14 protein-coding genes are annotated in these 17,002 nt (G+C 55.4%); 9 read left to right on the top strand and 5 right to left on the bottom strand.

What is annotated here, in order from left to right; translation table 11 throughout:
* Positions 1-32 precede the first annotated feature (32 nt).
* The 9 genes from ACT3TF_RS10800 (at position 33) to ACT3TF_RS10760 (ending at position 10,476) form a co-directional block, all read left to right on the top strand.
* A complete protein-coding gene (locus tag ACT3TF_RS10800) occupies positions 33-512 on the top strand; it encodes a MerR family transcriptional regulator (RefSeq protein WP_225734505.1) in 480 nt (159 codons plus the stop codon).
* Positions 513-564: 52 nt separating this feature from the next.
* Positions 565-1,734, top strand: coding sequence for an isovaleryl-CoA dehydrogenase (locus ACT3TF_RS10795; protein WP_096280429.1), 1,170 nt, complete (start codon positions 565-567; stop codon positions 1,732-1,734).
* Between the two features lie 48 nt (positions 1,735-1,782).
* The gene (locus ACT3TF_RS10790; RefSeq protein WP_192536209.1) at positions 1,783-3,390 is read left to right on the top strand and encodes a carboxyl transferase domain-containing protein; all 1,608 of its coding nucleotides are present in this window, start codon (positions 1,783-1,785) and stop codon (positions 3,388-3,390) included.
* 29 nt (positions 3,391-3,419) lie between these two features.
* Positions 3,420-4,244, top strand: coding sequence for an enoyl-CoA hydratase/isomerase family protein (locus tag ACT3TF_RS10785; RefSeq protein WP_192536224.1), 825 nt, complete (start codon positions 3,420-3,422; stop codon positions 4,242-4,244).
* On the top strand, positions 4,241-6,313 hold the full coding sequence (locus tag ACT3TF_RS10780; RefSeq protein WP_192536210.1) for an acetyl/propionyl/methylcrotonyl-CoA carboxylase subunit alpha: 2,073 nt from the start codon (positions 4,241-4,243) through the stop codon (positions 6,311-6,313). The genes ACT3TF_RS10785 and ACT3TF_RS10780 overlap by 4 nt, the downstream gene beginning before the upstream one ends.
* Before the next feature lie 11 nt (positions 6,314-6,324).
* Positions 6,325-7,233: a hydroxymethylglutaryl-CoA lyase gene (locus ACT3TF_RS10775; protein ID WP_192536211.1), complete on the top strand. Its 909-nt coding sequence runs from the start codon at positions 6,325-6,327 to the stop codon at positions 7,231-7,233.
* A 73-nt stretch (positions 7,234-7,306) separates the two neighbouring features.
* On the top strand, positions 7,307-9,022 hold the full coding sequence (locus ACT3TF_RS10770) for an AMP-binding protein (RefSeq protein ID WP_192536212.1): 1,716 nt from the start codon (positions 7,307-7,309) through the stop codon (positions 9,020-9,022).
* A gap of 6 nt (positions 9,023-9,028) precedes the next feature.
* The gene (locus tag ACT3TF_RS10765; protein WP_192536213.1) at positions 9,029-9,865 is read left to right on the top strand and encodes a class I SAM-dependent methyltransferase; all 837 of its coding nucleotides are present in this window, start codon (positions 9,029-9,031) and stop codon (positions 9,863-9,865) included.
* A 47-nt stretch (positions 9,866-9,912) separates the two neighbouring features.
* The gene (locus tag ACT3TF_RS10760; protein ID WP_192536214.1) at positions 9,913-10,476 is read left to right on the top strand and encodes a hypothetical protein; all 564 of its coding nucleotides are present in this window, start codon (positions 9,913-9,915) and stop codon (positions 10,474-10,476) included.
* Here ACT3TF_RS10760 and ACT3TF_RS10755 read toward each other — a convergent pair.
* The 5 genes from ACT3TF_RS10755 to ppc are packed head-to-tail and all read right to left on the bottom strand — an operon-like array spanning position 10,473 to position 16,998.
* Complete coding sequence (locus tag ACT3TF_RS10755; RefSeq protein WP_192536215.1) at positions 10,473-12,368, bottom strand: monovalent cation:proton antiporter-2 (CPA2) family protein; 1,896 nt, start codon at positions 12,366-12,368, stop codon at positions 10,473-10,475. The two genes, ACT3TF_RS10760 and ACT3TF_RS10755, sit on opposite strands and share 4 nt — an antisense overlap.
* 4 nt (positions 12,369-12,372) lie before the next feature.
* Positions 12,373-12,648 (bottom strand): DUF1294 domain-containing protein, encoded by a 276-nt coding sequence (locus ACT3TF_RS10750; protein ID WP_192536216.1) that lies wholly within the window; start codon positions 12,646-12,648, stop codon positions 12,373-12,375.
* A gap of 44 nt (positions 12,649-12,692) precedes the next feature.
* Positions 12,693-13,718: a 23S rRNA pseudouridine(2604) synthase RluF gene (gene rluF / locus ACT3TF_RS10745; RefSeq protein WP_192536217.1), complete on the bottom strand. Its 1,026-nt coding sequence runs from the start codon at positions 13,716-13,718 to the stop codon at positions 12,693-12,695.
* A 31-nt stretch (positions 13,719-13,749) separates the two neighbouring features.
* Positions 13,750-14,295: a DUF924 family protein gene (locus ACT3TF_RS10740; protein WP_193063584.1), complete on the bottom strand. Its 546-nt coding sequence runs from the start codon at positions 14,293-14,295 to the stop codon at positions 13,750-13,752.
* A gap of 54 nt (positions 14,296-14,349) precedes the next feature.
* Positions 14,350-16,998, bottom strand: a complete 2,649-nt coding sequence (gene ppc / locus ACT3TF_RS10735) for a phosphoenolpyruvate carboxylase (RefSeq protein ID WP_192536218.1) — start codon at positions 16,996-16,998, stop codon at positions 14,350-14,352.
* Positions 16,999-17,002: the final 4 nt, after the last annotated feature.

Below are 17,002 nucleotides of genomic sequence, written 5' to 3'. Positions count from 1 at the left end.
CTAGGAACAAGCCTTTTGAGAGAACGTCGACCATGAGCAAAACTTACTCGATCAGCGAATTGGCCAGCGAGTTTGACTTAACTACCCGCAGCATCCGTTTTTATGAAGATCAAGAGTTGCTCCACCCGACTCGGCGCGGCCAAACGCGCGTTTACAGCAGCAAAGACCGGGTGCGGCTTAAACTCACTATCCGCGGCAAGCGGCTGGGGTTTTCGCTGGCTGAGATCCGCGAACTGTTTGAGCTCTGGGATGAGACCCGCAGCGGTAGTAAAAAGCAGCTGCACTTAATGCTCAGCAAAATTGGCGAGCGGCAAGCAGCGCTTGATCAGCAAATGAAAGACATCACCATGGTGCAGCTAGAGCTTGAAAGCGCCGAAATACGCTGCCGCCAAGCGCTGGAAGAACTGTTCGAAAAAGATCCCGGCGAAAAAACGTCCAAACCAAAACAGCCGAACGAAGAACAGTCGGGTTCAAACAAGCACCCCCAATCCCCCTCTTCCGCCAGCGTCTAGTCATCACAGCTCACTAACCGTTATCAGTACAATTTATAAAAGGTGATTGACCATGTTTTCACACTACTCAGAACTCAATTTTGGCCTCGATGACGAACTGAACATGCTGCGCGAGCAGGTCAATGCCTTTGCCGCCAGCGAAATTGCCCCACGCGCCGCTGAGATCGACCGCAACAACGAGTTCCCCAACGACCTGTGGAAGAAGTTTGGCGATATGGGGCTGTTAGGGATTACCGTTTCTGAAGAAGACGGCGGCAGCGGCATGGGCTATCTGGCTCACTGTATCGCCATGGAAGAAATTTCTCGCGCCAGCGCCTCGGTTGCCCTTTCCTACGGCGCGCACTCTAATCTGTGCGTTAACCAGATTAAGATTAATGCGACCCCTGAGCAGAAAGCGAAATACCTGCCCAAACTGATTAGCGGCGACCACGTAGGTGCCCTGGCAATGTCAGAACCCGGTGCCGGCTCTGACGTGGTGTCGATGCAGCTGCGCGCCAAGAAAAATGGCGATCACTACGTGCTTAACGGCAACAAAATGTGGATCACCAACGGTCCGGATGCGGATGTGCTGGTGGTGTATGCCAAGACTGACCCAGAGGCCGGTTCCAAAGGGATCACCGCGTTTATCATCGAAAAAGGCATGCCCGGCTTTTCTACCGCCCAGAAACTCGACAAGCTCGGCATGCGTGGCTCTAACACCTGCGAACTGGTGTTTCAGGACTGCGCCGTACCCGCTGAAAACATCCTGGGCGGTGAAGGCAAAGGTGTTCGCGTGTTAATGAGCGGGCTGGACTATGAGCGCACCGTGCTGGCCGCGGGCCCGATTGGCATTATGCAGGCCGCCATGGACGTGGTGATGCCGTATATCCACGAACGTAAGCAGTTCAACCAGTCGATTGGCGAGTTTCAGCTGGTGCAGGGCAAAGTCGCTGACATGTACACCACGTTGAACGCCTGTCGCGCCTATTTGTATGCCGTGGCGGGCGCCTGCGACCGCGGCCAGACCTCGCGCAAAGACGCGGCGGGGGTCATTCTTTACTGCGCTGAAAAAGCCACTCAGGTAGCGCTGGATTCTATCCAACTGCTGGGCGGCAATGGCTATATCAACGAATACCCCACCGGGCGCCTGCTGCGTGATGCCAAGCTGTATGAAATCGGCGCGGGCACCAGTGAGATTCGGCGGATGTTAATTGGCCGCGAACTCTTCACCGAAACCCTTTAGCAAGCGGGTCTCATAAACGTCTTTAACAAACGTCATTAGGGTCGCGCCATGAGTACTATCAATAGCCAAGTCAATCCGCGTAGCGATGTGTTTCAAGCCAATGAAGCCTCACTGCTCGGCGAAGTTAATAAGCTGCGCGAGCTGACGGCCAGCGTTGCCCAAGGTGGCGGTGCCAAGGCCCGCGAACGCCACGAAAGCCGCGGCAAGCTGTTTGTGCGCGACCGCATTGATCACTTGATTGATGAAGGCTCTCCTTTTTTAGAGTTTTCCGCCCTGGCGGCCCATAACATCTACGATGGAGATATTCCCGCCGCAGGTGTTGTGACCGGTATTGGTCGCGTCTCTGGCGTTGAGTGCGTCATTGTGGCCAACGATGCCACGGTTAAAGGCGGCACCTACTTCCCGCTGACCGTTAAAAAGCATCTTCGCGCCCAGGAAATTGCCCGCAAGCATCGTCTGCCGTGCATTTATTTAGTCGACTCAGGCGGCGCCTTTTTGCCCCGCCAAGATGAAGTCTTTCCTGATCGCGACCATTTCGGGCGGATTTTCTATAACCAGGCCACTATGTCGGCGGAAGGCATTCCGCAAATTGCCGTGGTCATGGGTTCCTGTACCGCAGGCGGTGCTTACGTTCCCGCCATGGCCGATGAGTCGATCATCGTTAAAGAGCAGGGCACGATTTTTCTCGGTGGCCCGCCACTGGTAAAAGCCGCAACAGGGGAAAGCATTAGTGCAGAAGATTTGGGCGGTGCGGACGTTCACGCCAAGATCAGTGGTGTTGCCGACCATTACGCCGAAAACGATGTCCATGCGCTGCAGCTTGCTCGCGCCTGCGTCTCGCGCTTGAACTGGCAAAAGCGCGGCCAATTGGCGATGCAGGCGCCCAAGCCACCCAAACTCGACCCTGCTGAGCTATACGGCATTGTCGGCACCGATCTTAAAAAACCCTATGACGTGCGCGAAGTCATTGGCCGCATTGTTGATGACTCCGACTTTGATGAATTCAAACGTTACTACGGCGAAACCTTGGTGACCGGCTTTGCGCATATCCATGGTTTCCCGGTTGGCATCGTAGCCAACAATGGCGTGCTGTTTTCAGAAAGCGCCGTCAAGGGTGCGCACTTTATTGAGCTGTGCGCCCAGCGCAAGATTCCGCTGATCTTTTTACAGAACATTACCGGCTTTATGGTTGGCTCTAAGTACGAGCACGAAGGCATCGCCAAGCATGGCGCTAAGCTGGTGACCGCCGTGGCCTGCGCGAAGGTACCTAAATACACCGTGCTGATTGGGGGTAGCTTTGGCGCCGGCAACTACGGCATGTGTGGCCGTGCTTATGATCCCAACCTGCTATTTATGTGGCCTAACGCACGCATTTCCGTCATGGGTGGTGAGCAGGCAGCAGGCGTACTGGGGCAGGTCAAACGCGAGCAGCACGAGCGGGAAGGCCGCGAGTGGAGCAAAGAGGAAGAAGAAGCCTTTAAGCAGCCCACCCGCGAGCAGTATGAACATCAGGGCCACCCCTATTACGCCAGCGCCCGCTTATGGGACGACGGCGTGATTGATCCGCTGCAAACCCGCGATGTGCTGGGGCTTTCCCTCGCCGCGGCGATGAATGCCGAAGTCGAAGAGACGCGCTTCGGCGTGTTCCGGATGTAGGGGCAAATACAATGACTGATTCAGCACTGATGACTTACTCAACACTGATTCTAGAAAACGGCGTGGCGCGCCTGACCTTAAACCGCCCAGAGGTGCATAACGCCTTTGATGACAGCCTGATCGCCGAAATGAACGAGCACCTGCATACGCTGCATGAGCTTGCCGCCACAGGCGAGGTGCGCGTCGTCGTGCTGGGCTCCGAAGGCAAAAGCTTCTCAGCGGGTGCCGACTTAAACTGGATGAAGCGCATTGTCGATTACGATCTTGAAGACAATTTAGCCGATTCCCGCAAGCTTTCCGCGCTTATGCACGCCTTGGATACGTTGCCCTGCCCCACGGTTTGCCGTGTACAGGGGGCAGCCTATGGCGGCGCGGTGGGTTTGGCTGCCTGCTGCGATGTGGTAATTGCCTCAGATAAAGCCAGATTCTGCCTGTCGGAAGTTAAAATCGGCCTCTCACCGGCGGTGATTAGCCCCTATGTACAGCGCGCGTTAGGTGAACGCCAGATGCGCCGCTATGCGTTAACGGCGGAAATCATTGATGCCCCCACGTCGTTGGCGCTCGGCTTAACTCACCAGGTCGTAGAGCACGAGGCATTAGATACCGCCATAGACGCTATGATAGCCACTCTGATGGCGGGATCGCCCCAAGCCCAACGTACTTCTAAGGCACTGATGGCCACGGTTGCTCAAGCGCCTGATGCTGAGGAGACCCGCGAGCATACCTGCCAGGTGATCGCCAAGCTGCGGGTAAGCCCAGAAGGCCAAGAGGGTTTATCCAGCTTCTTTGAAAAGCGCCGCCCCGCCTGGGCCGAATCTAACCATGCATCTCACGCTTCGGAGCGTCGCTCATGAGTCACTCGCCTTTTGATACCTTACTGGTCGCTAACCGGGGAGAAATTGCCTGCCGGGTGATGCGCACCGCGCGGCGTATGGGTTTAAAAACCGTCGCGGTCTATTCCGATGCCGACGCCACTGCGCGGCACGTGCGTGAAGCCGACGAGGCCATTCGCCTTGGCCCCGCTGCCGCGCGCGAAAGCTATCTTAATATCGACGCGGTCATTGACGCTGCCAAGCGCACCGGTACCGGCGCGATCCACCCGGGCTACGGCTTTCTATCCGAAAATGGCAGCTTTGTTAAAGCCTTAGAACAGGCGGGCATTATTTTTGTGGGGCCGCCCGCATCAGCAATCGCGGCAATGGGTGATAAATCCGCGGCGAAGGTGCGCATGGCCAACGCCGGCGTGCCGCTGGTGCCCGGCTACCACGGCGATGACCAAGACGATGCCCTGCTGCGCGCTGAAGCAGACAAAATAGGCTACCCGGTGATGCTAAAAGCCAGCGCGGGTGGCGGCGGTAAAGGCATGCGCGTGGTGGAAAGCGGCGATGCGTTTCAGGCCGCGTTAGACGGCTGCCGTCGTGAGTCTAAAGCCGCCTTTGGCGACGACCGCATGCTGATCGAGAAATACCTGGTGCAGCCCCGCCATGTGGAAGTCCAGGTATTTTGCGATCGCTACGGCAACGGGGTGTATTTGTTCGAGCGCGACTGCAGCGTTCAGCGGCGTCATCAAAAAGTCATCGAAGAAGCGCCCGCCCCCGGCATGACCGCCGAGCTGCGCAGTGCCATGGGCGACGCCGCCGTTCGCGCCGCCCAAGAGATAGGTTACGTAGGCGCGGGCACCGTCGAGTTTTTGCTAGACGGTTCGCCAGGACAGGATGGCTCGTTCTACTTTATGGAGATGAACACCCGCCTTCAGGTTGAGCACCCGGTCACAGAGATGATCACCGGCCAAGACCTGGTTGAATGGCAGCTGCGCGTGGCCATGGGCGAACCGCTGCCCTGCTCCCAAGACGAGCTCACCATCAGCGGGCATAGCTTTGAAGCGCGCATTTACGCTGAAGACCCGGAGCAGGATTTTTTACCCGCCACCGGCCTGCTCTCCCGTTTTGCGCTTGATTTAGAAGGCGCTGGCTTAGATTCTTTTGAAAATCAGGATCAAGTACGCCTGGACAGCGGCGTGGAAAGTGGCGATGCGGTGTCCATGCACTACGACCCCATGCTCGCCAAACTCATTGTGCATGGCGCTGACCGTAATGCAGCGCTAGCCACGCTTAACCGCGCGCTAGCGGCCTTGGATGTTCAAGGGGTGGTGACTAACCGTGCCTTCTTAATGCGTTTGGCGACTCACCCGAACTTCAAAGATCTGGGCGTTAATAACGTCGAGCTGGATACGCGTTTTATTGAGCGCAACGAAGCCACTCTTTTCGCCCCGCGCGTCTTTAGTAATGAAGACTACGCCAGCGCAGCGCTGATTGGCCTTAATCAGTTGGCTAACGAATGCCACAGCGATTCTCCCTGGGACCGTCATGACGGCTTTCGCCTGAATGCGCCTCACACTATCCGCATCGCGCTGTGCGACCCTGCCAGTGCCCAGACTGCCGAAGGCGAAAATGCCGTGGTGATAGTGGAAGGCAAACGCAACGCCGGTGAAACACTCTGGAACCTGACTGTCGGCGATGAGACTCTCACGGCCAGCGTACAGCCGCTGACAGGCGATGCGGTAGCGGTGACGCTAAACGGCCACCGCCGCCGGCTACAGGCGCGCCGAGACGGCAACGTCGTCGTCATGGCCGACCCCAGCGGTGAAACCCGGCTATTCTGGCGGCGCATTGAAGCCATTAATCACGGCCAGCATGAGGCGGAATCTACCCTGACTGCGCCCATGAATGGCACCGTCGTCGCGCTGCTGGTAGCGCCCGGCGCGGCCGTTGAGAAAGGCATGCCGCTGATGGTCATGGAAGCGATGAAAATGGAGCACACCATGATTGCACCTGCCGATGGCAGCGTGGAAACCTTTCACTTTCAGGCAGGCGATACCGTTAATCAAGGGGCCGTGCTGCTCGATTTTGCGGCCAACGAATAAGGAGCTCACCGATGGCACTGCCTACGTCAGTCAGGCTTTTTGAAATGGCCCCCCGTGACGGCCTACAAAACGAGCCAGGAGCAATCGTCCCTAGCGCAACCAAAATTGCTCTTATCCAACGGCTTGCTAGCGCGGGCATCACGCATATTGAAGCCGCAAGCTTCGTCTCGCCCAAGTGGGTGCCGCAAATGGGTGATGCGGCTGAAGTGATGCGCGGCATTCAGCGTCAGCCGGGCGTGGTCTACTCGGCACTTACTCCCAATCTGAAAGGGCTGGAAAACGCACTGGCCGTCGGCGTGGAAGAAGTCGCGGTATTTGGTGCCGCGTCCGAAGCCTTCTCGCAGAAGAACATCAACTGCTCGATTGCTGATTCGCTGGCACGCTTTGAGCCCGTACTTGAGCGTGCTCACCAGGCGGGTGTGCGGGTACGCGGCTATGTGTCCTGTGTGCTGGGCTGCCCTTACGAGGGAGATATTGCCCCTGCTAAAGTGGCATCAGTCGCCAAGGCGCTTTATGAGATGGGCTGCTACGAGGTGTCGCTGGGCGATACGATTGGGGTCGGCACCCCGCTGGCGGCCAAGCGTATGATTGAAGCCACCCGGCAGCACGTGCCTATCGAGCACCTTGCCGCTCACTTTCATGATACCTACGGTATGGCGCTGGCTAATTTATATGCCGTAATGGAAGAAGGCATTAGCGTTATCGATGCCGCCACGGCTGGCCTTGGCGGCTGCCCGTATGCCAAGGGTGCGTCCGGCAACGTAGCCACCGAAGACGTGCTCTATTTGCTTGAGGGGCTGGGCATTGAAACGGGTATCGACCTGCAGGCCATTATCGATACCGCCTTTTGGGTGACAGGCGAGCTAGGCCGCAAGCCAAGCTCTAAAGTGGCGTTGGCGAAAGGTCTTATACAACAATAACGAACGCCCATAGCAGCCGCTAATCAGCCTCTGGCTATCCGTCTGACAAGAAAAAATATCGGAGAGATCGACCATGTCCTCACCAGCATTCACCTTACCCAGCTACACCAGCAGTACGGCAGACAAACCTTTACTCGGCATGACCATCGGAGACAAATTCGATCAGATAGCGCTCCAGCATGCCGATAACGATGCGCTAATCGTCGTGCATCAAAACATCCATTGGAGCTATCGAAAGCTTCAGGAAGAAGTTAACCGCTGTGCTCGTGCTCTGCTGTCTATCGGCGTTAAAAAAGGCGATCGCGTAGCGATCTGGGCACCCAACTGCAGCGAATGGACGCTAACGCAGTTTGCTACCGCTAAAATTGGCGCCATTCTGGTCACCATTAATCCTTCTTACCGAACCCATGAGCTTGAATACTCGCTGAACCATTCCGGCGCACGCTTTTTAGTCACCGCCAATCGTTTTAAAAGCTCTGATTACAGCGAGATGCTGTATGAGCTAGCGCCAGAACTTAAACAGGGGCTTAACGCCGGCACGGAAGGTGAGCTTAAGTCGCAAAAGCTACCAGATCTTGGATGCATCATAAACTTGAGCCACGACAAGCTGCCCGGCATGTGGCGCTGGTCAGACCTGATGCAGGAAGCCGACAAGGTTAGCCAAACCGACCTCAATGATCTGCAGGCCACGCTGCAATTTGATGATCCGATCAATATTCAGTACACCTCTGGCACTACCGGCTTTCCCAAAGGCGCCACGCTTTCCCATCATAATATTCTTAATAATGGTTTTTTCGTTGCCGAAAGCATGGGCTTTACGAGCCAAGACCGGCTGGTCATTCCGGTGCCGCTGTATCACTGTTTCGGCATGGTAATGGGTAACTTGGGCTGTATTACTCACGGCGCAACGATGATCTACCCCGATGAAGGCTTTGATCCAGGCAAAGTGCTTAAAGCGGTTGATGAGCTAAAAGCCACTGCTCTCTATGGCGTGCCGACGATGTTCATCGCAGAGCTTGATCATCCTGACTTCCCGACCACCGACCTTTCATCCCTGCGCACGGGCATTATGGCAGGTTCGATCTGCCCGACTGAGATCATGAAGCAAGTGATCAGTAAGATGAATATGAAAGGCGTTCAGATCGCTTACGGCATGACTGAAACTAGCCCGGTTTCTACCCAAACCGGCGCCAATGACAGCGTTGAGAAACGCGTTTCTACCGTGGGCCGTACCCAGCCCCATCTGGAAAACAAAATTGTCGACCCCGGTAACGGCGGCATTCTACCCCGGGGTGAAATCGGCGAACTCTGCACCCGTGGCTACAGCGTAATGCTGCGATACTGGAACAATGACCAAGCCACCGCTGAAGCAATCGATGAGGCTGGCTGGATGCATACCGGTGACCTAGCCACCATGGATGAAGAAGGCTATATCCAGATCGTAGGCCGCATCAAAGACATGGTCATTCGCGGCGGCGAGAACGTTTACCCTAAAGAGGTCGAGGAATTCCTGTACGCCCACCCTGCGATCTCCGATGTGCAGGTCACCGGCGTGCCTGACAAAAAGTACGGCGAAGAACTGATTGCGTGGGTAAAACTTAACGGCACCGCCGACGGCGTCACCAGCGACGACCTACGCGAGTTCTGCAAAGGCAAGATCACCCACTTCAAAATTCCACGCTACTTTAAGTTCGTTGACGAGTTCCCGATGACGGTCACCGGCAAAATTCAAAAATTCAAAATGCGCGAAATTTCCATTCAAGAACTAGGCTTGGAACAAGAGAAGTAATCCGCCATGCCACCCTTCCATCCGCTAGCGGACCACTATCAGCGCGCCCTACGCGCTGATGACGTGCTGGCTCAGATCGATGCTCACTACCCGGATGGACCCACGCTGCACCAGCTAGCGCCATTGGATCAGCTACACATTGGCGGCGTGGCGGCCTCTTCCCGGCTGCTCGAACGACTCAGCGCGAACTTGGATATTCGCGCGCACCCGAAAGTGCTGGATATCGGCGCGGGGTTAGGGGGGCTGATGCGCCAAGGCGCCGCGCTCGGCTTTCAAATGACCGGGCTGGATATTACGCATGGGTTCAGCGCACTCAATAAAGCGCTGAGTACGCGAGTTCAGCAACCTGATGTCCACTTGCTTTCCTGGGTAACGGGCGACGCAAGTGCTCTGCCGTTTGCGGACAATAGTTTTGATGCGGTGCTATTTCAGCATAGCCTACTCAATATGCCCGATGCGGCCCGGGTGCTGGAGCAAAGCCGCCGCGTACTGCGCCCGGGCGGGCAGCTAGTAATGCACGAAGTGGTCAGTGGGCCCAACGTCGCAGCACTGCGTTTCCCTGTGCCCTGGGCAGTATCGCTTGAGCACTCTCACCTGCTGAGCCTAATAGAATTAACCCAGCTGCTTGAAGCAGGTGGTTTTGCTATTGAGCACGTGGACGATTGGAGTGATGCCGCCTTAGCGTGGCGCCACCGCCAGCGTAAAAAAGAACAAACGCCGCGACAGGCCGTGCTCTCGCCCCAGTGGGTGTTCGGAGAACGCTTCACCAGTATGGGCAAAAACCTAGTCGACAACTTGGCGGAAGGTGCAATTAAAGTGGTAGAGATTCAAGCCACTTGCTAATCTGAATGCAAATAACGTTTTCTCCCCCTGCTATAGGTGTACGAGAAATGCCAATAAAACGCTTGGCAAGCACCCTACTTTGTTGCTCCGTTCCGTGGTTAAGCAGCTACGCCGATGATACCCCGCCGGTAATGGCCTACACGGCTGCCGACAGTGAGCTAATGCAGCTAGACAACGGGGTTATTTTAGAAGGTAGCGATCTCAGCAGCCTAGACACGTATACCAGTGGCTTTCGGCTAACGGCAGGTTTTAGCCCTTGGCGCCTCCCCCAACTGGATATCGGTGCTGAAATTGCCTACCGCGAAAGCGAAGAAGTCGCCATCGCCTCCAATATTAACCCGCTGATTATGGATACGCTGAGCTTGGGCGGCGCCATTATTGCCGGAGTTCGCATGGGCGCCTTTAGCGTCTATGCGAAATCCGGCATCACCGAATGGCGCGGTGAAAGCAATGTTGAAGGGGTCGACGAAAGCGGTAGCGCGATGCTACAAGGCTTTGGTGCGACCATGACGATTAACCGGCTGGTTAGTCGCTTAGAGTACGAACGCCTTGATGCCCCCACGCTCAGCCATCTCAATATGCTAAGCGCCTCGCTGCATCTGCCGTTTTAACGGTTTTCATCTTCTGAAGGCGCTGGTGGTGTCCAAATCGGTACATCTTCGCGCTGTGGCTCGTTCCAATCTTGCTGCATAGCGCTGTTCAACGCGCCTTCCAGCTTCATAAACAGCTCGCCGTAGCGGGGGCTGAAGCTAATACCTTGCTCTATTTCTTTCCAAACGTTAAACAGCTCATCTTCATGGGCCTCTTCATTTTGCACAAAAGCCCAGGTCATTTGCTTAGCCCGCATGGGGTGAACGCCCATGGCGGTTAGCGCATGACCGCCCAACTCTAAGGCAGAATGATAGGTTTCGCTGACCACATCGTCGGCACCTGCTTCTCGCAGCCGATAGCCGTGGCCACGGTCGAAAGCCCGCGCTAGCACCCAGAGCTTGGGATAGAACTGCTTGACGTGCTTAACCATTTGCACAGCGCGGTCAGGGTCGTCTATTGCGATAACGATCAACCGCGCGTTCTCAATCCCAGCGGTTTCTAGCAAATCGGAGCGGGTGGCGTCACCAAAGTAGCTTTTAATATTGATCTTACGCAGGTTCTCGATCTGCTCGATCTCATGATCCAGCGCCACAATAGGAATGTTGTTGGCGCGTAGCAAACGGCAGATAATTTGCCCAAACCGACCGACGCCAGCCACGATAACGGGCGCCTCTTCTTCGATCGTATCAGCCTCACGATCATCGTTGGAGGCAGTTCGATAGTACGGCAACACTAGCCTGTCGTAGACGATAAACAGCAGCGGCGTTAAGAACATCGACAGGGCCACAACGAGCGAAAGAATCTGAGCAATATCAGCCGGTATAACGCTATTTTGTACGCTATAGGTAAGCAATACAAAGCCAAACTCACCGGCCTGGGCAAGGCTTAAGGTAAACAGCCAGCCGTTACTGCCCCGCACTTTGAACAGCAGCGCCAAGCCCAGCAAGACGAAGCCCTTGACCACGATAACCGCCAAGCCTAACGAGAGAATCGTGCCCCACTCTGCTGCCAGCACCGAAAAATTGATGCCCGCCCCAACGGTAATAAAAAACAACCCCAGCAGCAGGCCTTTAAATGGCTCAATATTGGCTTCAAGCTCGTGCTTGAATTCACTGTTAGCCAGCACCACCCCGGCTAGAAATGCACCCAACGCCGGCGATAAATTAACCAGGCTCATTAGTGCGGCAATGCCTATCACCAGCATTAGCGCCGTGGCGGTAAACACCTCACGCAGGCCAGAGCCAATCACATAGCGAAACAGTAAAGGCACTAGGTAGTAGCCACCCACCACCACACTCCCAATGGCCGCCACGACCACCAGCGCATGTGCCCAGCCAGGCAGGCTGGATACTAGACTTAAGCTTGCGTGGCCGTCATCACCGCCAGCGCTCATTAATTCAGGCAGCGCTAGCAGCGGAATAAGCGCCAGCATGGGAATAACAGCAATATCTTGAAACAGTAAAACCGAGAAAGCACTGCGCCCACCTTCGGTTTTAACAAGCCCTTTTTCATTTAGCGTTTGGAGCACAATCGCAGTAGACGACAGTGCAAAAATAAACCCGATAGCTAATGACGTTTGCCACACCAAGCCCAGCCACCAAGCGATAGCCGCACCGGCTGCCGCCGTTAGCACCACCTGAAGCCCTCCCAATCCCAGCAGGCGTACGCGCATGGCCCACAGCGCTTTGGGATCAAGTTCCATGCCGACTAAAAATAGCATCATCACGACGCCAAATTCCGCGAAGTGCTGAATCGTATTGGTCTCTTGACCGACCAGCCCTAGGATGGGGCCAATGACCACGCCGGCAACCAAATAACCCAACACTGACCCCAGACCAAAGCGCTTGGCGAGAGGAACCGCAATCACCGCGGCCAGCAGATAGATAAACGCTTGAACAAAGTAGGCCGTCATTTTTTCATCCGCCGTAAGGGTAGAGCACGAAACCAACTAAACATGCCAAATTGGCAATAACCGTCAGCCAAAAAAAGACTCGGAAGCTGGTTTTTTGCGTTTTATGCCGCCACCGCTGCTGCGCCAGCAGTGCCCCTGGCCAGCCACCGGCTAGTGCAAGCAGGTGAAGCGATTTTTCACTCACCCGCCGGCGGTTTTTAATCGCCGCTTTTTTATCGACAACATAAGTGATGTAGGTGATCACGCTAACCACCGCATAAAGTGCCGCAATATAAATCAATATGGTTGAACCTGAAAAAGATAAGCAATGATCGTCGCTGTTGGCTACTTACGCCGCTGAGAAGGCTTGCCACCGGCGGTAGGCTTCCCCCGCGCGATGTGTCCTTTACCCGCCCCTTTCGCGCCAGCTTTGCCCTTGGCGCCGGGTTTATTTGCGCCAGGCTTTCCTACCGTCGAGCTTTTGCCTTTGGCATGGGGCTTACCTGATCCAACAGTTTTAGCTCTTGGGTCTTTGTGTACTTTGCCGCTGGCAGCCTTGGCGCCAGGCTGGTTTTTCTTTTCAGTATTTGAACGTGCGCTGTAGTTGGGTCTGTCAATTTTAGGTTTGCTTTTCTTCTTCTCTGGCGCAGCCTCTGAGCTTTCGGTCAGCGTGACGATGGTATCGATCTCTTTAACGGTTAAATCGCGCCAGTCGCCCAGCGCTAAGCCTTTAAGCGGTACGTTCATAATCCGCGTGCGAATTAGCTGCGTAACGTCATAGCCAAAATATTCGCACATGCGGCGAATTTGGCGATTGAGCCCTTGCACCAAGGTAATCGTGAATACAAACGTCGACTCTTTGCGCAGTTTACAGCGCTTGGTCACCTTGCCGAGAATAGGTACACCATTCTGCATGCCGTCAATAAACTCATCGGTAACCGGTTTGTTCACCGTCACCTGATACTCTTTTTCATGATTGTTATTAGCGCGCAAAATCTTATTAACCAAGTCGCCGTTATTGGTTAAAAAAATCAGCCCTTGGGAGTCTTTGTCGAGCCTACCGATGGGAAAAATGCGCGCGCCGTGTTTTACAAACTCAACGATATTGTCTTTCTCGCTGGATTCGGTAGTGCTGACAATGCCCACCGGCTTATTCAGCGCAATCAGAACCAGATCGTCCTCTTCCTGAGGCTCAATGTCTTGGCCATTAACTTTAACCAGATCCCCCGCGACCACCTGGTCGCCGGTAGTGGCGCGACGACCGTTAATCCATACGTTGCCCTGCTCCACAAAACGGTCGGCTTCGCGTCGCGAGCACATACCGCTTTCACTAATGTACTTATTAATACGAGTAGATTTTCGTAACGACATAACGCGCCATGAAGCCAATAGGTATACAAAATTAAAAGGACGAACCGGGCTGCTTCAGAAAAGCCAGCTCCTCGTCAGTCGAGGCCCGGCCCAACAGTGCATTACGGTGAGGATAGCGCCCAAAGCGATCAATGATTTCTTTGTGACGCACCTCAAAATCAAGATTATTTTCTAACCCCGGCTGGTTAAACAGCTGCATGGCAATATCATGAATCGCAGCAGACTCACTATGCATAAAGGGCATATAGAGAAATGCCCGCTGCGCACTCGCAAGCTCGGTGTCGGCACCCACTGCCACGGCCTCTTGAGCAAGCGCCAGCGCTAAGGTATCGGTAGCGAAAGCACGGGCGTCGTCACGATACATATTGCGTGAAAACTGATCCAGCACAATGATCTCGGCAAGTCGCCCTTGGGCCACTTGCCGCCAAGGATAGCATTCACACTGGGCGGCCTGGGCATGCAGCTTGCTGAATCGCTCAATAATCGTACGATCCATCTGCGCATCTTTTTTAAACCACTGAGCTGGCGTCAACGCTTCAAACCAAAAATCGAGTACCGCTTGAGCATCTGAGGACATTGACGCCTCCTTGTTGTAGAACGTTATGCTAGAACGCTGTGAAAATAAAAACGCTTAGCCTGTGTTGCGTAAGCCAGCGGCGATACCGGCCATGGTGACCATGAGCGCACGCGAAAGGTCTGCGCTAATAGCACCGTCGGCGTCACGATTACGCTGCAGCAACTCCGCCTGGAGGCCGTGGAGCGGGTCGATGTAAGGATTACGCACATCAATCGCCTGACGAATCAACGGTGTGTTCTCCAGTAGCTTTTCTTGCTGAAGAATATCGAGTACCGCATCTTCCAATGATGCGAAACGATGGCGTAACTTTTTACCAAGCGCTTTTAGCGAAGGTTCATCCACCAAGCGGTGCTCGTAATAAGCGGCAATCGCCACGTCAGCTTTGGCCAACAGCATCTCAAGCATGTCCAAGTAGGTACCGAAGAAAGGCCAATCCTTACGCATTTCCTGCAGCACTTCACGCCCGCCGGGCTGTTCAAGTCGCTTCGCAAAAGCTTCGCCACTGCCCAGCCATGCGGGCAACATTAAGCGAATCTGTGTCCAGGCGAAAATCCATGGGATCGCGCGCAGCGTTTCGACGCCGCCATCCTGACGCCGTTTAGTCGGCCGCGAACCTAGCGGCAGTCTGCCTAACGCGCCTTCCGGCGTAACTGCTCGGAAGTAAGGCACAAAATCTGGGTCTTCACGCACCACGCCTACGTAGGCGGCATGGCCGACCTTCGCGAGCTGGTCCATCTCCTCGCGCCACTGAGGTTCTGGCGCACGCGGCGGCAGCAGCGTCGCTTCAAGCACCGCACAGGCATAGATTTCCATAGAGCGCAGCGCGATATCCGGCTGGCCAAACTTGAAGCGAATCATCTCGCCCTGTTCGGTCACCCGCAGGCTGCCGTTCACCGAGCCCGGGGGCTGAGAGAGAATCGCCGCATGAGCAGGACCGCCGCCACGGCCTACCGTGCCACCACGACCATGAAACAAGGTTAAGTCCACGCCATGGCGCTCACAGACAGCCACCAGCGATTCTTGGGCACGGTACTGAGCCCAGGCTGCGGCAAGCTGACCGGCATCTTTAGCCGAGTCTGAGTAACCAATCATGACCTCTTGACGGTCGCCAATCAGCGCACGATAGCCCGGTATTGAGAGCAGCTGATCAACCACGGCGCCGGCATGATCCAGGTCGTTGAGCGTTTCAAACAGCGGTGCAATCGGCAGCGTCATCTGCCCACCGACTTCTTTCATCAGCAGCGCTACGGTGAGCACGTCTGAAGGCTCTGCTGCCATGGAGATAATGTAAGTGCCCAGCGCTTCGGTGTGCTCTTGAGCAATCACTTTAAAGGTGTCCAGCACTTCACGAGACTCGGCCGAGCATTCCCAGCGGCGCGGAATCAGCGGTCGACGCGAGGCAAGCTCAGACAGCAGGAATTCTTGGCGCTTGGCTTCGTCCCACTCTTGGTAGTGGCCAAGCCCAAGTGCACTGGTTAGCTCTTCGATAACCTGGGCATGGCGGCTCGCTTCTTGGCGCAGGTCCAGCTTGGTTAGCGTCACGCCAAATACTGCCACTCGACGCAGGGTATCAAGCAGCGCGCCGTTGGCAATGGTATCGAGGCCAACATCGCACAGCGAGCGGTAGCAGGCGAGCAGCGGCGAGTAGAGCTGATCGCGGGTTTCAATAATAGGCCCGCCGTCATAGTTACGTCCGTCCAGCTCGGCCTTAGCCCAGTCGCGAGTCGCTTCGACTCTTGCTAGCAAGCGCTTGAGAACTTCGCGATACGGTTCCGCCACATCACCAGCTTCGGCTTTAAGCGCACTATTGGCCTTCCACATGGAAAGCTCGGTTTTCAACTGTTCAAGATCGCGCAAATACAGATCGGCGGCCATCCAGCGACCCAGCAATAGCACTTCGCGGGTCACCTTAGCGGTAACGTTGGGGTTGCCATCGCGATCGCCGCCCATCCAGGAAGCGTAGCGTATAGGCGCGGCATCCAGAGGCAGCCGCTCACCGGCGGTATCCAGCAGCAGGTTATCCAGATCGCGATGAAAATCAGGCACCGCCTGCCACAGTGAGTTTTCAATGACAGCAAAACCCCACTTGGCTTCATCCACCGGCGTTGGCCGCTCGTGGCGGATCTCATCGGTGTGCCAGGCTTGGCTAATCAGCTCTTCCAGGCGCCCCTGGGCACGGGTGCCACGCTCTGGATAATCTTCCGAACTTTCAATAGCGGTTAAGCATTCATCAATCGCATCGTATTTTTGAATGAGCGTACGGCGAATAACTTCGGTCGGGTGCGCGGTCAGAACAAGCTCAACGCGCATATTGGCGAGCGTTTCGACCAGCTTACGCGGTGAATTACCGGCTTTTTTGGCACGCTCAAGCAGCTCGCCAAGCACCGGCTGAAAGCCAGGCTTGTAATCTTCAACGCGACGAAAACGCGCCCGGTAGTGCTGCTCGGCAATATTAGCCAGATTCAAAAACTGGTTAAACGCCCGAGTGACTGGCAGCAGGTCACGCTCGGGTAGCTGGCGAAGATACTCAATTAACTCACGCTGCTGCAGCGAATCACCCTGACGCCCGCGCTTGGCATGGGCGCGAATCGTTTCAATTTTATCGACAAATGCTTGGCCTAAATCATCGGCAATCGTTCGCCCCAGGCTATCACCTAGAATGCGTACGTTATCGCGCAGGGATTCGTGTAGGTCTTGACTCATTGGC

The organism is Halomonas sp. AOP25-F1-15 (genome assembly GCF_052378675.1).
GTDB lineage: Bacteria > Pseudomonadota > Gammaproteobacteria > Pseudomonadales > Halomonadaceae > Vreelandella > Vreelandella casei.
This window is presented reverse-complemented; position numbering and strand designations above follow the sequence as displayed.